At 62.1% G+C, this 15,319-nt stretch carries 12 protein-coding genes and 1 tRNA gene; 6 read left to right on the top strand and 7 right to left on the bottom strand.

Annotation, left to right across the window (positions count from 1 at the left end):
• Positions 1–7 precede the first annotated feature (7 nt).
• The 4 genes from P6U25_RS35365 to P6U25_RS35350 all read right to left on the bottom strand — a co-directional run bounded on the left by P6U25_RS35365 (position 8) and on the right by P6U25_RS35350 (position 3,738).
• The gene (locus P6U25_RS35365; RefSeq protein ID WP_407149355.1) at positions 8–751 is read right to left on the bottom strand and encodes a hypothetical protein; all 744 of its coding nucleotides are present in this window, start codon (positions 749–751) and stop codon (positions 8–10) included.
• A 53-nt stretch (positions 752–804) separates the two neighbouring features.
• Positions 805–2,169 (bottom strand): hypothetical protein, encoded by a 1,365-nt coding sequence (locus tag P6U25_RS35360; protein ID WP_407149354.1) that lies wholly within the window; start codon positions 2,167–2,169, stop codon positions 805–807.
• An 848-nt stretch (positions 2,170–3,017) separates the two neighbouring features.
• Positions 3,018–3,350, bottom strand: a complete 333-nt coding sequence (locus P6U25_RS35355) for a hypothetical protein (protein WP_407149353.1) — start codon at positions 3,348–3,350, stop codon at positions 3,018–3,020.
• A gap of 311 nt (positions 3,351–3,661) precedes the next feature.
• A tRNA-Arg gene (locus P6U25_RS35350) sits at positions 3,662–3,738 on the bottom strand.
• A gap of 118 nt (positions 3,739–3,856) precedes the next feature.
• Between P6U25_RS35350 and P6U25_RS35345 the strand changes: the two genes are divergently transcribed.
• Together P6U25_RS35345 and P6U25_RS35340 are read left to right on the top strand one after the other, a co-directional pair.
• Positions 3,857–4,936, top strand: a complete 1,080-nt coding sequence (locus P6U25_RS35345) for an LLM class flavin-dependent oxidoreductase (RefSeq protein WP_407149352.1) — start codon at positions 3,857–3,859, stop codon at positions 4,934–4,936.
• A 122-nt stretch (positions 4,937–5,058) separates the two neighbouring features.
• Positions 5,059–6,099: an alpha/beta hydrolase gene (locus tag P6U25_RS35340; RefSeq protein WP_407149351.1), complete on the top strand. Its 1,041-nt coding sequence runs from the start codon at positions 5,059–5,061 to the stop codon at positions 6,097–6,099.
• Between the two features lie 16 nt (positions 6,100–6,115).
• On the opposite strand, the gene P6U25_RS35335 is transcribed toward P6U25_RS35340, so the two are convergent.
• The 3 genes from P6U25_RS35335 to P6U25_RS35325 form a co-directional block, all read right to left on the bottom strand.
• A complete protein-coding gene (locus P6U25_RS35335) occupies positions 6,116–6,520 on the bottom strand; it encodes a YccF domain-containing protein (RefSeq protein ID WP_407149350.1) in 405 nt (134 codons plus the stop codon).
• A 173-nt stretch (positions 6,521–6,693) separates the two neighbouring features.
• Complete coding sequence (locus P6U25_RS35330) at positions 6,694–9,786, bottom strand: EAL domain-containing protein (RefSeq protein ID WP_407152706.1); 3,093 nt, start codon at positions 9,784–9,786, stop codon at positions 6,694–6,696.
• A 244-nt stretch (positions 9,787–10,030) separates the two neighbouring features.
• Positions 10,031–10,903, bottom strand: a complete 873-nt coding sequence (locus P6U25_RS35325; protein ID WP_407149349.1) for a LysR substrate-binding domain-containing protein — start codon at positions 10,901–10,903, stop codon at positions 10,031–10,033.
• Positions 10,904–11,113: 210 nt separating this feature from the next.
• Here P6U25_RS35325 and P6U25_RS35320 point away from each other — a divergent pair, with 210 nt between their 5' ends.
• From P6U25_RS35320 to P6U25_RS35305, 4 genes are all read left to right on the top strand, one after another.
• A complete protein-coding gene (locus P6U25_RS35320; protein ID WP_407149347.1) occupies positions 11,114–11,608 on the top strand; it encodes a hypothetical protein in 495 nt (164 codons plus the stop codon).
• Positions 11,609–11,690: 82 nt separating this feature from the next.
• Positions 11,691–12,785: a cystathionine beta-lyase gene (metC, locus tag P6U25_RS35315; RefSeq protein WP_407149345.1), complete on the top strand. Its 1,095-nt coding sequence runs from the start codon at positions 11,691–11,693 to the stop codon at positions 12,783–12,785.
• Positions 12,786–12,860: 75 nt separating this feature from the next.
• Positions 12,861–14,453: a rhodanese-like domain-containing protein gene (locus P6U25_RS35310; RefSeq protein ID WP_407149344.1), complete on the top strand. Its 1,593-nt coding sequence runs from the start codon at positions 12,861–12,863 to the stop codon at positions 14,451–14,453.
• 23 nt (positions 14,454–14,476) lie between these two features.
• Positions 14,477–15,313, top strand: coding sequence for an ABC transporter substrate-binding protein (locus tag P6U25_RS35305; protein ID WP_407149343.1), 837 nt, complete (start codon positions 14,477–14,479; stop codon positions 15,311–15,313).
• The last annotated feature ends 6 nt before the right edge of the window (positions 15,314–15,319 follow it).

Genomic DNA, 15,319 nt, shown 5'->3' with positions numbered 1-15,319 from the left:
CGCCTCCTTAGGGAATTGTTGCGGTGATGACGCCGCGATTCGATTTTTCGACGGGATTGTTCGGATCGCTCGGATCGCGCGACCAGTAACCGAACTGCAAATTGCTGTAGCCCATCGGGTGGGCTCCTATGATTTGCCAAACCAGTCCCTGGGTGTATGCCTTCGAGGAGACGACGACTGACGGAGTAGGTGCGCGTTTTCCAGGCGCAGGTTTTCCGTCCGTAACGGTATTGGCCTTCAGATCTCCCGGCTTGTACCAGGAGCCCAGATACCAGAGCAGCACAATGCTGCGGGCCAGGAACTTGGTATCGTCATCGCTGGCGTTCACCGCAGCGAGGATACTGGTTGCCGACTGACGATTGTCCTTGGCAGTCTGAATTAGTTTGCCGAACGACGACGTTGAATCGTTGAGCACAATCCACTTGAAATAGTCGTTCTTGACATTGATCGGATCGACGCCGGGATCCTGATCCAATATGTCCTTCGCACTATCCAGGTTGAACTCTGGCGCCAGATTGACAACGTGAACTCCGGTGAGCGCAGCGGAAAGCAGCAGGAACGCCATCATATCCTGCTTCGAATTCACGTCTGGTCCTGCGGCATAGGCCGAACCGGCGATGGGCGCTACGGCCGCCGCCGCAGTCGCCGCTACCGTGCCGGCGAGCACCGCGCGACGTGAAAATGAGCCGTCGGGCTCCGAGTGGGTCGCGCCTGATCCAGAGTTGCGACTATGCTTCGGTAATGTTGCCATGGTGCTCCCCACCATTAGATTCCAACTGACGGCGGCTGATCACGCCGGTCGAGCTACTGCGCCTTTTCCAGCATGAACGTAAAATCCGATTGGTTCAGACGTATCTGGCCTGGCTTCGAAGCCGACGCGCCTGCTTGGAAGCCGACCGCATTTCCATGGCAGGCGATGCAACTCGATGACGCGAGCGGGACATCTCCTTGGCTATATGTCTCAAGCGTAGAATTCGCCAAGAATGTAGGCGCCGGAGAACAGGTCATGTCGGGTTGCTTGACAAAATCGGTCTGAGGGGCTGGAGCGCTGGAGCTTTGCGAGTGCAGCGACGTGCAAGCGAATGCGCTGGGCCATTGCGTGCTGAGCAACATATAGTTCTTCCAGACGCTGCCATCTGGAAGCATGCTGTGAAAGACGGCGTTCATGTTCTTGGCAGCATCGGTCAATGGCGTTTCACGAACGATCTGACTTTTGAACGAATTGTCCTTTCTGAAGCGCAGCTCCAGGGCCGGATCGGGATCCCATGGTTGGGGTGGTGTCGCGTTTTCGGCCGGGCAGTCGGCTTTACATGTGACGCTGAAGAAATTGTATGAGCTGTCCAGCTTGTTTGTCGCGACTTCATTTCTATCCGGCACGTTCTTCACATGTTCGAAAGACGTCCAGATCCACTGCGGCCGACCTACGGTCTTATGCACCGCATGAAAGCCGACCAAGCCCAGGGTTTCGGGTAGACACCGCCGCTTGTCGCCCGGGGGCGTCAAAACGAGTGCTCTCACCATGTGGAAGTTCTTTGCCGCTATCTCTTCAGGCGTCAAAATCTTCCAGGAGACCTTGAGCATGAAGGCGCCAAACGCGGCACCGGAATTCTGGCCCGGCGGAAAATCAACCAGAAGACCGGCATTGGCTGCGCTCGCCTGACCAGCCTTGGTATTCAGATGATGCCGCATGATGTAGTCGAACATCTGCCGGTTCATCAGAATATCGAAGATGGCGTAGCGCCCATTCTGATCGATGAGCGGGCCGGTCTTGAACGGCTCATTGAAACTCTCCTCGATCATCTTCACGATCATTCGATCGGGCATCTGCTTATGCTGATCGCGACATTCCCTTGGCACCAATCTCTCGCGCTCGGCCTTCATCCCGTTCGGGTCAATCGGCCATCTCGGGGGTTGCAGATCGGACGGAAGCATCACGTCAAGAAGCTGCTTGAAGTTGTTCGCATCCTCCCATCGAGTAGGCGTGTCCGCCTGCGTCTTCTCGCTATCGATAGGCGTTCCGTCGGCTGGCGAATTCAGCGCGATAAATGTGCGCCACGAATAAAAATCGAAGCCTCGCTGCAGGTTTTCCAAGCCGGTCGCTTCGATTCCTGCAGGGTCACCTTGCGCGCTCGTACGTACGTTTTCCTGACATGGCAGCCCCGACTTCAAAACCTTGTCTCTGCTTGCGGTGTCAATCGGAAGCAGTCCCGGAGGCAAGCCTGGACCAGCCAACCTACCCTTGAAAGGATCGAATATCTGCGTCCCGTTACATTGGAGGCCAGGCGCTTGGACTTGAGCCCCTGGCGGGGTGGCAGCCGTTTGGGCCATTGATCGCACCGACAATGCCAACAACAAGATCAGGCCAATCCCATTTGCGAGGTGAGCGGCACACAATCGGCTGCTGCGCATGATCGACATCCCTTTTGTGGCGACCTACGTGATCGAAGAAATGGTTGAGTGCGTCAAAAACCCTCGGAAGCAGAAACGAAGTCGTGCATGCCAATGATTAGCGAACAGGTCGCGTCACTCAAAAATTTAGCTAACGTGCCAAGCCGGCGAGATGTCGCTAGGGCTTGCTTCTTGGTATGGTCGAAACGCGCGGTGCGCCCGCCGGTTAACCGGCGAACCCTGATTTCGCACCCGGGGCGAGCAAACAGTGCACCGCATTTGCACAATCGGCACATGTTGTTTGTGAATCATTCGATCGATATTGCGATCGCGGCTGTGGGCCATGTCGTCTCCCCTCACGTCAAGGGGTTGCATGACATCCTAGGAATTAGAGTCAGTAATCGGAGAAAAACGACACACGCTTTAATTGCGACAACAATAGCGTGCTTTCGATGACTTCGCAACCCAACAATGTTGGGCGGCTCAGGCCGTGGGAAAACCCAAGCTTGGCGACGGGCTTCTCGCGTCAGAAGCAGTGACGGCGTTTTTGCAAAGCAGCAAATTTGGAAGGCTCGGGTGGCGCTGTGCCAATATGAGCCCAAGCGCGCTGCTTGCCGCGAGCGTTGCGCTCAGCCGCGCAAGAGCAAGTCGAAACGACCTTGGCTCATCGCGCCCGGGATTGGCCTCCTGAGAAGCCAGACAGCCCTGAGAAGCGCGGCGACGGCTTTGGAACGGTCGGTCAAAGCGACCTTAGAATTCTTGAACTGCGTCATCTTGAGCGAGCCGTCGTCGGAGACGGCGAAGTCTTCTGCGAACGCGATGTGCAGGACTTCATTCGATCCCAGCGAAAGCCAGGCAAGGACGGTCTGATAGAGCTGATGGGAATATTCCAGCAGCGCGGCCTCGGCTTGCCGAGCAACTTCTTCCGATGGGATGTTTATCGCAGTCGTATCAGCAGACACTACGACGAGTATAGCGCGAGTCGTGCTGGTCAGCGTTCGAATAGTGGGTGCAATCTTTTGAGCAGTCCTGATGTTCGGAATGACAGTCTCAAGAACGCTTCATCATGTTGTTGGGCTATTGGCATTTCCCAATATCGCCACGCGGCGCTGGCCCGGCACCATGCAAGGCGTGGTCGTATGTGCGGAGCGTCGGAAAGATCGAGGCCGCGAAACAGATTGAGAGTCCGAAACGGACATCGTCCAAAAAGCACCGACGAATTCCCCGCTCGAATCCCGACGGGTTCGCGGTTTTGTTCGGAAGTGGTGAAAAATGGCGCACCCGACACGATTCGAACGTGTGACCTTTGCCTTCGGAGGGCAACGCTCTATCCAGCTGAGCTACGGGTGCGTGCAGGGCCTCATTTAGCTGATTGGCCCGCGAACGGCAACGATGTTGTCCGGCCCGGCGTTGGCTGTAAACTGGCCGCCGCCATATGGAAAAGGGCTGTGTTTCGAGGGAGATCGGCATGCGTCCGCTGGAATTCGGCTGGTATTTGCCCACGCATGGCGACACCACGGCCTATGGGCTGATGGAGGCGCAGGTCGCCGGCTCGCCGGAACTCTGCGAGCGGGTGGTCAGGGCCGCCGAGGACGCGGGGTTCGAATATCTGCTGATTCCGGTCGGCTCGGTGTGCTGGGAGGCCTGGATCACGGGCGCCTTCATGGCGGCGCGCTCGGCCCGGATCAAGCCGCTGATCGCGGCGCGGCCGGGCTACATCAACCCGGTGCTGCTGGCCAAGATGATCTCGACCTTCGACCAGATGTCGGACGGGCGGATCTGCATCAATCTGATCGCCGGCCAAAACGAGAGCGAGGTCGAGGCCGAAGGCGTGCGCTACGCGAAAGAGGAGCGGTACGCGCTGATGGAGGAGGAGGTCTCGATCCTCAAGGCGCTGTGGACCACACGCGGTCCGGTGCATGTCGAAGGCAAGTTTCACACGATCTCGGGCGCCCATATCCGACCGCGGCCAAAGCAGCAGCCGTTCCCGAAATTCTATCTCGGCGGCGGGTCGCGGCAGGCCTGGGAATTGTCGGCAAAGCATTCCGACGTGCATCTGTTCTGGGGCGACCTGCCGGAGCGCATCGCCGAGAATATCGCCGAGATCAGGCGGATGGCGCGCGCCCATGATCGCGAGGACGCGATCGGCTTCGGTATGCGGTTGCAGGTGATCTGCCGCGAGAACGAAGCGGACGCCTGGGAGGCGGCGGACCAACTGGTGCGTCACGCCACCGAGCGGCAGAAGCAGGAGATGAAGACGCTCTATAACCGCTCGGAGGCCAATCAGCGCGTGCAGCAGCTCGCGCGCGACTACGGCGATCTCTTGATGCCGCATCTGTGGACCGGCATCACCAAGGTGCGGCCCGGCGCCGGCATCGCCGTGGTCGGCAATCCCCAGCAATGCGCTGCCACGCTGCAGCAATTCATCGACGCCGGGTGCCACTCCTTCTGCCTGTCGGGCTATCTGCACGACGAGGAAGCCGAGCGGTTCGGCCGGCTGATCCGCCCGATCCTCGCCGCGAACAATCCCGGGCGGCTCGCCGCCTGATCGTGATCCGGAAGATGTGAGGCAGGTTTTCCGAAAGTTCATGCGTGGAGAGCAGCACGACGCGCGATAATCCGGCCCCGATCGTATCCTGCCGGAATGCTCTGCACCTGGAGTCGAACCCCATGCATAAGCGAGGCTGGCTTGTTGCGCTGACGCTGCTTGTCGTGACGGCGGCCCACGCGCCTGCCGCATCTGCCGTTGATACGGGAGCCGAGCGCTATCGGAAGCCGGTCAAGCAAATCGGCAGCGCGCGCGTCGCGGTCGGCGCGGCAACCTTTCCGCTTTACGTCTCGGCCGACTGGTCGAAGCCGTTGCCGGACATCACGCGCGCAGTTCTCGTCCTGCACGGCGTGCTGCGCAATGCCGACGACTATTTCCGCTCTGCCCTGGACGCGCAAGCGGCGGCTGGCGAGGCCGGCAAGACGACGCTGATGATCGCGCCGCAATTCCTGACGCAAGCCGACGTCGATGCGTTCAATCTCCCCGAAAACATGCTGCGCTGGACTATCACGGGCTGGGAGGGAGGCAATCCCGCGATCGCGCCGGGCCCGGTGAGTTCGTTCGAGACGCTCGATGCCATCCTGGCGAAGCTTGGCGACCGCACGCTGTTTCCGAACCTGAAGCAGGTGGTGGTGTTCGGCCATTCCGGCGGCGGGCAGGTCGTGCAGCGCTACGCGATCGCGGCGAACGGCGATCAGATGCTCACGGGAGAGGGCATCGGCGTGCGCTATGTGATCGCCAACCCGTCCTCCTACGCCTATTTCAGCAAGGACCGGCCGGAGCCCGCGATCGCCGCGAGCTGCCACGGCTACAACCGCTGGAAGTTCGGCATGGACGACCGTCCGCCCTATCTCGCCGCGCCGACGCCGGCCGCGCTGGAGCAGGCCTATGTCGCACGGCGCGTGATCTATCTGTTGGGAACGCTCGACACCAATCCCAACCATCCCGCACTCGACAAATCCTGCATGGCGGAGGCCGAGGGTCCGTATCGATATGCGCGTGGCCACGCCTACGTCGCCGTCATGAAGGCGCGCGACAACGGCACGCCGAACCACAGCGAATGGGACGTGCCCGGGGTCGGCCACGAAGGCGGCAAGATGCTGACATCACCCTGCGGTCTCACCGCAGTGTTCGACATTCCCGGCTGCGCGGCCGCGCACTGATCGCGAGACCGGTGCATCACGCCGGCACGATTGCCTTGCCGATCGGCCACAGCGCGATGCCGGCGAGCTTGAGATGCGCCCAGGCGAAGGGAATGCCGATGATGGTCACTGCCAGCAGCAGCGCGGTGATCAGATGCCCGATCGCGAGCCACCAGCCGGCGAGGATGAACCAGATTACGTTGCCGATCAGGCCGAGCGGCCCGGTGCCGGTGTCGCTCTGTCCGGTCAGCTCGTCGCGGCGCACCGCGCGCGAGCCGAACGGCAGCAGCGTATAGACCGCGATGTTGAAGGCGGCGCGCGCCCAGGGCAGGCCGATGATGGTGATCGCCATGATCACGGCAGCGACCAGCCAGCCGAACGCCATCCATGCGCCGCCGATCAGAATCCAAAGGATGTTCAGGAGAATAGATACAGGCTGCATTGGCTGATACCTTCGCGCCGCGTGGGACCGCCCGGAATATAGGCCAGCGGCCGGCGCTACGGTAGGTACGGCCCAGAGCGTTTTCGAGCGAAGTGGATACCAGTTCGCGTGAGGAACGCGCATCAAAGCAAGAATCTAGAGCTTCGGTTCTGATTCAATCAGAACCGAATGCTCTAGGCGCGCGCGAGCGCAGGTGCGCCGCACGCGGCGAGCAGATGCCTCAGTTCGGCGGCCGGCTTCGGGGCGCTGAACAGGTAGCCCTGCATCTCGGTGCAGCCGAGCTCGCGCAGCAAGTCGCGCTGTTGTTCGGTTTCGACCCCTTCCGCCGTCGTGGTCATGTTGCGCGAGGTGGCGATGTTCACCACCGACTGCACGATCGTCGCCGAGCCGTCGACGGCGATGTCGCTGACGAAGCTGCGGTCGATCTTGATCTTGTCGAACGGGAAGCGCTTCAGATAGCTCAACGACGAATAGCCGGTGCCGAAGTCGTCGAGCGCGATCCTGACACCGAGGGCACGCAACTGGTGCAGGATCGCGAGCGCCACCTCGTCGTCGCCGATCAGCACCGCTTCGGTGATTTCGAGCTCGAGCCGGCTCGGCTTCAGACCGGAGGCGTCAAGCGCAGTTGCGACCTTCAGCGCCAGCGAGATGTTCTTGAACTGGATCGGCGACACGTTGACGGCGAGGCGGATGTCGTCCGGCCAGGTCGCGGCCTCCATGCAGGCGGTCCGCAGCACCCATTCGCCGAGCTCGCCGATCAGGCCGGTGTCCTCCGCGACCGGGATGAATTCCGCCGGCGAGATCATGCCGCGCTCGGCATGGCGCCAGCGCAGCAGCGCCTCGCAGCCAGTCACCTCGCCGCTGTTGAGGTCGAGCAGCGGCTGATAGTGAATCTCGAAGCCGCCATCGGTCATCGCCTGCCGCAGGTCCTGTTCCATCGTCAGCCGCGCGCGGGCCATCGCGCCCATCTCGGGCTCGAAGAAGCGGTGGGTGTGGCGGCCCCCAGCCTTGGCGCTGTACATCGCGATGTCGGCATTCCGGATCAACTGATCGAGGTCGGTGCCGTCCCGCGGTGCCAGTGCGACGCCGATGCTGGCATCGGTCGACAGATGATGGCCGAGGCAATCGCAAGGCTGCCGGATCGCGCGATGCACGCTGGCGACGAAATCCTCGACATCGCCAATGCCGCGGATCGCGGTCTGGATCACTGCAAACTCGTCGCCGCCGAGCCGCGCGATCAGGTCGCCTTCACTCAAGCAGGCCTTGATGCGGCCGGCGATGGTCTTGAGCAGCTCGTCGCCGACATGGTGTCCGAGCGAATCGTTGATGCCCTTGAACTCATCGATGTCGATATAGAGCAGGGCGAATTGCTGGCCTTTCCTGGCCCGTTCCAGCTCGCGCTCGATCTGCTCACGGAACAGCACGCGGTTCGGCAGGTCTGTCAACGCATCGTAATGGGCGAGATGGGCGATCCGCTCATTGGCACGCCGCCGCTCGGTGACGTCGTCCACGACGGTGATGATGTAGCGCGGCATGCCGGCTTGGTCGCGGATGCCGATCCGCTGCGACGTGATGTAGTGCTCGCCAGTCACATGGCTGAGCCAGCGGTGCTCGTCCTTGAACAGGCCATCGACCGATTGCAGGACAGTGTTGTCGTCTTCGGCGATCACTGCCGCGAGCTCCGGCGGGAAGATGTCGACCGCCGTCTTACCTATGATGTTCTCGCGCGAGGTGCCGAAATGGGTCTCGGCGACGCGGTTGACCAGCAGATAGCGGCGGGTGTGCGCGTCCTTCACCGTGATCTGCGAGGGAATGTGGTCGACGATCTCGCGCAGGAAGGCGTTGTTGCGGTCGCGCTCCTGCTCCAGGTTGCGCCGTTCGGTGATGTCCTCGAGCGTGGCGACCCAGCCGCCATGGGCCAACGGCTGGTTGACGATCGAGAAGCAGCGTCCGTCCGCGGTCGGGGTGACGACCTCCATCACCTGTCCGTTGGCGATATTGGCCCGCACCGTCGTGCAGAACGCGTCGAGGTCCCCGACGAACGATCCGCTCAGCTTGCGGTGCCGCATCACCTCCTCGAAGCTGCAGCCGGGCTTGATGAGCCCCGGCGATAGGCCACACATCTCGAGGTAGCGCTGGTTGCAGACCACCACGCGGGCCGCAGTGTCGAACAGCACGAGGCCCTGGATCATGTTGTTGAGCGCGGTGTCGAGCCGCTGCCGCTCCGCGACCAGCCGCTGCCGCGCCTCGTGGTTCTGCCGCATGATCTGCCTGATCAGGGTGAACAGAATCAGCGCGACAGTAGCGGCAGCGAGCGTCGCGGCGGAGATCAGGAAGCGGGTCTGCGCCCGCCAGTCGGCGAGCGCGGCCTCGATCGTGTTGGTGGCGATGACGACGGCGGGAAAATGGCGGAGCTTCGCCGCCGAGCCGAGCCGCGCGGTGCCGTCGATCGGGCTGATCATGCGCATCGTGTGCTGGCCGCCCTCGCGCACGGTGAGCTCCACCAGCCGCGCGGCGGAGAGCTTGCGGCCGATCAACGCGTCAACATGCGGATAGCGCGCGAGCAGGGTGCCGTCGGTTTGGACCATGGTGATCGCAGCGCTCGTCCCTGGCGTGACCGAGGCAAAGAACTTCTCGTAGTTCAGGGGATCGATCCGCCGCGTCATGACGCCGAGGAAGCCGCCGTCCGGCCCACTCAGGCGGTGGGCGATGATGGTGCTGAGACCGCTGATCAGTATGCTGCGCAGGGTTTCTGTGCGCACCGGCTCCGGGTGCGCATCGAACTTGAAGCTCTTGAAATAGTCGCGCCCGGAAATGTCGAGTCTCGCCGGCGGCGGCAAATCGCCGGACCAGGTGATGACCTTGCCGTCGGCATCGAACAGCGAGATCTTGCCGAGGAACGAGACGCTCCTGGCCTTGATGATCTGATGCGCCTCCGGCGTCGACATCCTGGTCCTGAAGAGCTCCGGCGAACTGATCTCGGAGATCCGCAGCTTGTCGATCATGGTCTCGGCGATGATGTCGGAGTCTTCGAACTGCTGATCGAAGTGGCGGGCGAGCAGCAGGACAGTGTTCTCCAGCTCGCGCTCGCTGTTGACGAGGGCGCGTTCGCGGAATTCGCCGACCGTCATGATGGTGCCGGCGAAGATTGCAGTCACCAGCAGGGCGCCGCACACGCTCAGCCACAGCACCGGCCCGCGAGGGGCCGCCGCGACCCGCCATCGCCTTGTACTCGGTTCTGATGGGACGTCCGCCTGCCCCTGCATCGATCCACGCATGCCATACCCCTGCCGGCATGGATAAGCCGCAGAGTTCGCATAAGCCGTTAGGAAAATCGGTTACTCAACGCTTAATCGGAACGGATGTGTTTTGAGCGGAATGGTTGTGTGGCCGCAACCAACTCAACAAGCTCCATTTTTCAGGAGTCGAAATATCAGGTGCGTGGCGAGCTTGGCGGCTGGGCCCGAATTATTTCTCTGAGCGCCGGCGCGGTCGGTATGACCTGGTGGGTCAGGGGCGTCGACCGGGCTCGGTCAGACCCATGCTGCGGATCAGAAGATCATAGACATGCCGCGTCAACGGCACCAATGCGCCGCGTCGGGTCCAAAGAAAATAGGTCATATCAGGAAGTTTCGGCAGTCCGTCGGCCTCGCCCAGCACCCTGAATTCAGGATTGAGGAAGTCCACTCCGCGCGCGGTGACGCCAAGGCCGGCGCGCAGCCCCGCCTTGATGCCTACCAGATTGGGGGCGACGTAGTTTGCGCGCCAGGCGACGCGTGATTGCTCGAGGGCGTTGAGGGCAACGCGCCTGAAAATGCTGGGCTCATCGGCGAGCACCAGCGGCACGGGTTGCGCGGGGTCGTGAACATAGTCGGCGGAGCACAGCCAGACGGTGGGGGTCCGACGAATCACCATGCCCTCCAACGTTTGATCGAACCGGGTGGAGACCGTCAGATCAATGTCGCCGGCATGGAGGGCCTCCATCAGAAACGGGCTGCGATCGACGCGGATCTCCATCTTGATGCTTGGCAGGGAGCGCGCGACATGCGTGAGGATGGTCGGCAGCAGGGAATCGGCGACATCAAGCGGCGATCCGATCCGCACGGTGCCTTCGAATTGCTTCCCGGTCATGGTCCTGACGGCTTCGTCATTGATGACGAGAATCTGCCGCGCGTAGCGCACGAGCATCTCGCCTTGTGGCGTGAGGACTTTGCTGCGGCCACGTTGCTCGAACAGGGGCATGCCGAGCATTTGTTCCAAGCGCTGCATCTGCTGCGTCACGGCGGATTGTGTCCGCAGCACCGTCTCGGCTGCGGCAGCGAACGTTCCGCGTCGGTCGACGGCGACCAGCGTCCGAAGGAGGTCGATATCGAGATTAATCATTAGACCTCCTTAAGAAGTTTCATAAGAATCGCTAATGCTTTCGCCTGCCATTCTAATTTGTGCCGGTGTCGGAGCAAACGTAGCGTAACCTCACAACCTTGAAAAGAAGAGGAAACCAGCGTGACGTCTGCGCACCCTCATATGAGCGCTATCCATTCGGCGGTCTCAAACATTAGAGATGCTTTAGATGGAGGTGCCACGCCCGACAAGTTGCAGGTCGCGCTGGACACCGTCCTGGAGCTCGCGTCCCATCGCGACTGGTGGGCGAGCGACCGGTACCCGGCGCCCACGGAAGGTGAGCAGCAGGCTCGCTATCTGATCACGCAAGACGACGATCAGACCTACGCGCTCTATCTGAACGTCATGCGGTCCGGCAAAAAAATCCCTCCGCATAACCATACGACATGGGCCTGCATCGCGGCTGTCGAAGGCGCCGAGACCAACTACCTCTATGAGCGCCTCGACGACGGCTCCAGACCGGGAGTCGGCGTGCTCGGCGCGCCGAAAAGGGTGGTCATCGAGCCGGGCTCCGGCATCGCGCTGATGCCCGACGATATCCATTCGGTGCACATCGAGGGTAACGACATCATCCGGCACCTGCACATGTACGGTCGTGCGCTGGAGACGCTCGACGAGCGCCTCGTCTATGATCTGGAAAAGGGCACGTGCGAGGTGATGAAGATCGGCGTGAAGACGCGGAGCTGAATCTGTGGATCAGGATTCGCTGAGCGCCTCGACGCGTCTTCTGCGCGCCGGTCGCCCCCATGTCGGATGGGTGAATACGCCGGTGACACGTGCGAGCACCTACGTGTTCGAAAGCGTCTCGCAATGGCGGCAAACGCGCGCGGTTCGGGAAGAGCAGCGCGTCGCCTCCTATGGGGCACGGGGGACGGACAGCACCTTCGCCCTCGAGGACGCGCTGGTCGAGTTGGAGGGTGGACATCGGGCGCAGCTCTTTCCAACGGGACAGGCTGCGATTGCGACAATGATGCTCGGGCTGCTGCAGCCCAACGATCACGTGCTGGTCACCGACGCCGTCTATGAGCCGGTTCGTCGCTTCTGCGCCAAGCATCTCGTGCGACTTGGCGTCAAGGTCGAGTTCTATTTGCCCGATGGCAGCGACATCGCCTCGCGACTGCGTCCGGAGACTAAGCTGATCTATGCCGAATGTCCGGGATCGCTGGCCTTCGAGATGTTGGATTTGCCGGCGCTTGCTCAACTGGCGCGGCGGTGCGGCTGTCTTCTGGCCGTCGATAACACATGGGGCTCCGGCCTGCTCTATCGTCCGTTGTCGCTTGGGGCCGATATCTCCGTGCTGGCCGCGACGAAATATCTCGGCGGTCATGCCGACGTGATGATGGGAGCACTCGTCAGCAACGAGCGGGCATGGAAAGCCATCCAGCTCGCATCGGTCGATTTCGGCCAGACCGTAGGCGCCGACGATGCGTATCTGGTGTTGCGCGGCTTGAGGAGCCTGGCGCCGCGTCTGCAGATGCATGAACGCCATGCCATGCTCGTGGCGCGCTGGCTGGAGCAGCAACCGCAGATCGCCCGGGTGATCTGCCCGGCTCTTCCGAGTCATCCAGGACATGAGATCTGGCGTCGCGACTTCAGCGGCACGAACGGCCTGTTGTCGCTCGAGTTTCGCCAGGAGTTCTCGCAAGCCGACGTCGAGGCGACAATCGATCGGCTCCGCCTGTTTGGCGTGGGGGCCTCATGGGGCGGCTTCGAAAGTCTGGTGGTGCCCGCCGATATGATGAAAGCGCGTACGCTGTGCGACTGGTCGCAGCGAGGCCGCGTCGTCCGCCTGCATATCGGGCTGGAGAACCCGGAGGATCTTATCGCCGACCTCGGTCAGGCCCTCGCGCCGCTCAAGCCCTGACGTCGCGGCGGTTCGGCTTTGAATAGTTCCCACATTTTCTCTTCGGTCCTCACCGATCACATGAGCCAAGGAACGATGCCTTCCCAATCCAAGACGACGATCGGATGCCTCACCGCAACCGCCCTGAAAGCCTGGCTGGACGACAAGGAGGAGATTGCCCTCATCGATGTCCGCGAACACGGTGAGTATGGCGAGGCCCACCTCTTCTTTGCGGTGAACGCGCCTTTCAGCCGTCTGGAATGCGAGATCACGCGGCTGGTGCCGCGGCTGAGCGCCCGGATCGTCGTCTATGACGAAGACGGCGCAACCGTTGCCAAACGTGCCGCCGTGCAGCTTGCCCGCATGGGGTATTCCGACGTGTCCGTGCTGGAGGACGGCGCAAAAGGATGGACTGCAGCCGGCTACAGACTGTTTGCTGGCGTCAACGTGCCAAGCAAGACATTCGGTGAACTGGCCGAACACTTCTTTGAGACGCCCCGAATTGGCGCCCGCGAGCTGGCCGAGCGGATCGGGAGGAAAGACGATCTGATCGTGCTCGACGGCCGCACGTTCGCGGAATTCAAGAAGATGAGCATCCCCGGCGCAACCTCATGCCCGAACGGAGAGCTTGCGCTTCGTGTCGATGATCTGGTGCCGAGCAGGAGCACCACTATCGTCGTCAATTGCGCGGGGCGCACCCGCAGCATCATTGGCGCGCAGACGCTGATCAATCTCGGGCTGCCCAATCCCGTCATGGCCCTCGAGAACGGCACGCAGGGCTGGTTCCTTGCGGATCTCGAGCTTGAACATGGCGTGCAGCGTCGCCACGACCAGGCCGTGAATCCGGCCGACATCGAAGGCCGGCGTGCGCGAGCCCAGGCACTCGCGGATCGATTTGGCGTCGAGGTCGTCGATGAGAGGACGGTGAGACGCTGGCTCTCCGAGACGCATCGCACGACCTTCCTGTGCGATGTGCGCACTCCGGAGGAGTTCGCGAGCGGCTCGCTGCCCGGCGCCCAGCATACCCCGGGCGGGCAGTTGATCCAGGCGACCGATCAATACGTCGGCGTGCAGCGCGCGCGGCTCGTGCTTTTCGACGATGAGGGAATCCGCGCCCGGGTCGTGGCGAGCTGGCTGACGCAGATGGGTTGGGAAGCCGTCGTTCTCAACGAAGGTGTCGCTGCCAACGTTGCGGCAATGCCGGTCACCGCGATCCAGCCCTCGCCGCCCGCAGCCCTGTCCGTCGAGGAGCTGGTGGACGAGCTGCGCCAAGGTGGGTGTCAGGTGGTGGATATCCGCTCCAGCACGGAGTTTCGCGCCGCCCATCTCGCCGGCGCGCGCTGGTCGATCCGGCCGCGCCTCGACCGCCTGTCCCTTGCGCTGGACGAGCCCGTGATTCTGATCGCCTCGTCGCCCGGCGTTGCGGCTCTGGCCGCGGAGACGCTGCGCGAGCAGGGCGTGACCGACGTCCGAATTCATTGCGGGACACCGGAGGACTGGCGCGGGGCCAAGCTGTCGATCGCCGCTACCCCTGCCGAGCCGCCAGATGCAGATTGCATCGACTTCCTGTTCTTCGTGCACAACCGGCACGACGGCAACAAGCAGGCCGCACGCCAATATCTTGAATGGGAGACGAACCTCGTCCGGCAGATCGACCCGCAGGAGAGGGCACGCTTCGTCTTTCGATAACACCGAATCAGGAGAGCAGAACGATGCGAGGAAGGCCGTACGCGAATACTTTGGGAATCACCGTCTTCGCTCTTTTCCTGACGGCCGGCGCCGCGCATGCCGACCGTCTCAAGGAGATCAAGGAACGTGGCAAGCTCGTCTGCGGCACGCAGAGCACCAGCGTTCCCTATGCCTATCAGGACCAGAGCTCACGCACCTTCGTCGGCTATGATGTCGATATGTGCAAGGCTCTCGCCAAGGGTCTCGGCGTCGAACTCGAGCATCGTCCCCTGTCCACCGAAGCAAGAATTCCCGAGCTGAAGCTTGGGCGGGTGGATGTTGTGGCGGGATCGATGGCTTATCTGCCCGAACGTGCCCAACAGGTCGACTACAGCCTTCAATATCTGCGGGGAGAGATCAAGGTGCTGGTCCGCGAAAGCGCAGGCATCGCCAACCTTGCCGGCCTCGCCGGCAAGCGCGTGTGCGCTTCGAAAGGATCGAGCTCCGCCGCCATCGCCGAGCGGGTCCTGACCAACAGCCGCGTGATGGGCTTCCAGGACGTGGCCGCGTGCAATCTCGCGCTACAGAGCGGTCGCGTCGACGCTTTTACGGCCGGCGAGCTGGTCCTCAAGCGTTTCCTCAACGCGTCGGAGGCATCGGCCGAGCGCTATGCGTTGCTGCAGGAGCCGACGGCGGTCGAGCACATCGGCCTCGTGGTCGACAAAGGAAATCCGGAGCTGCTGGCGGCCATCAACGGCGTGATCCAGAAGATGGATTCCGATGGCGAGCTCGACGCCATCTTCAATCGCTGGATGGGCAAGGACACTGTCTACGGCCTGTCGCGCAACTTCAAGGTCGAACCCGTCAGCACGGCGCAATAGGGCGAC

It is taken from the genome of Bradyrhizobium sp. ORS 86 (assembly GCF_045571475.1).
Classification (GTDB): Bacteria; Pseudomonadota; Alphaproteobacteria; order Rhizobiales; family Xanthobacteraceae; genus Bradyrhizobium.
The sequence above is the reverse complement of the archived record's forward strand: the minus strand, read 5'-3'. Positions and strand labels throughout refer to the sequence as shown.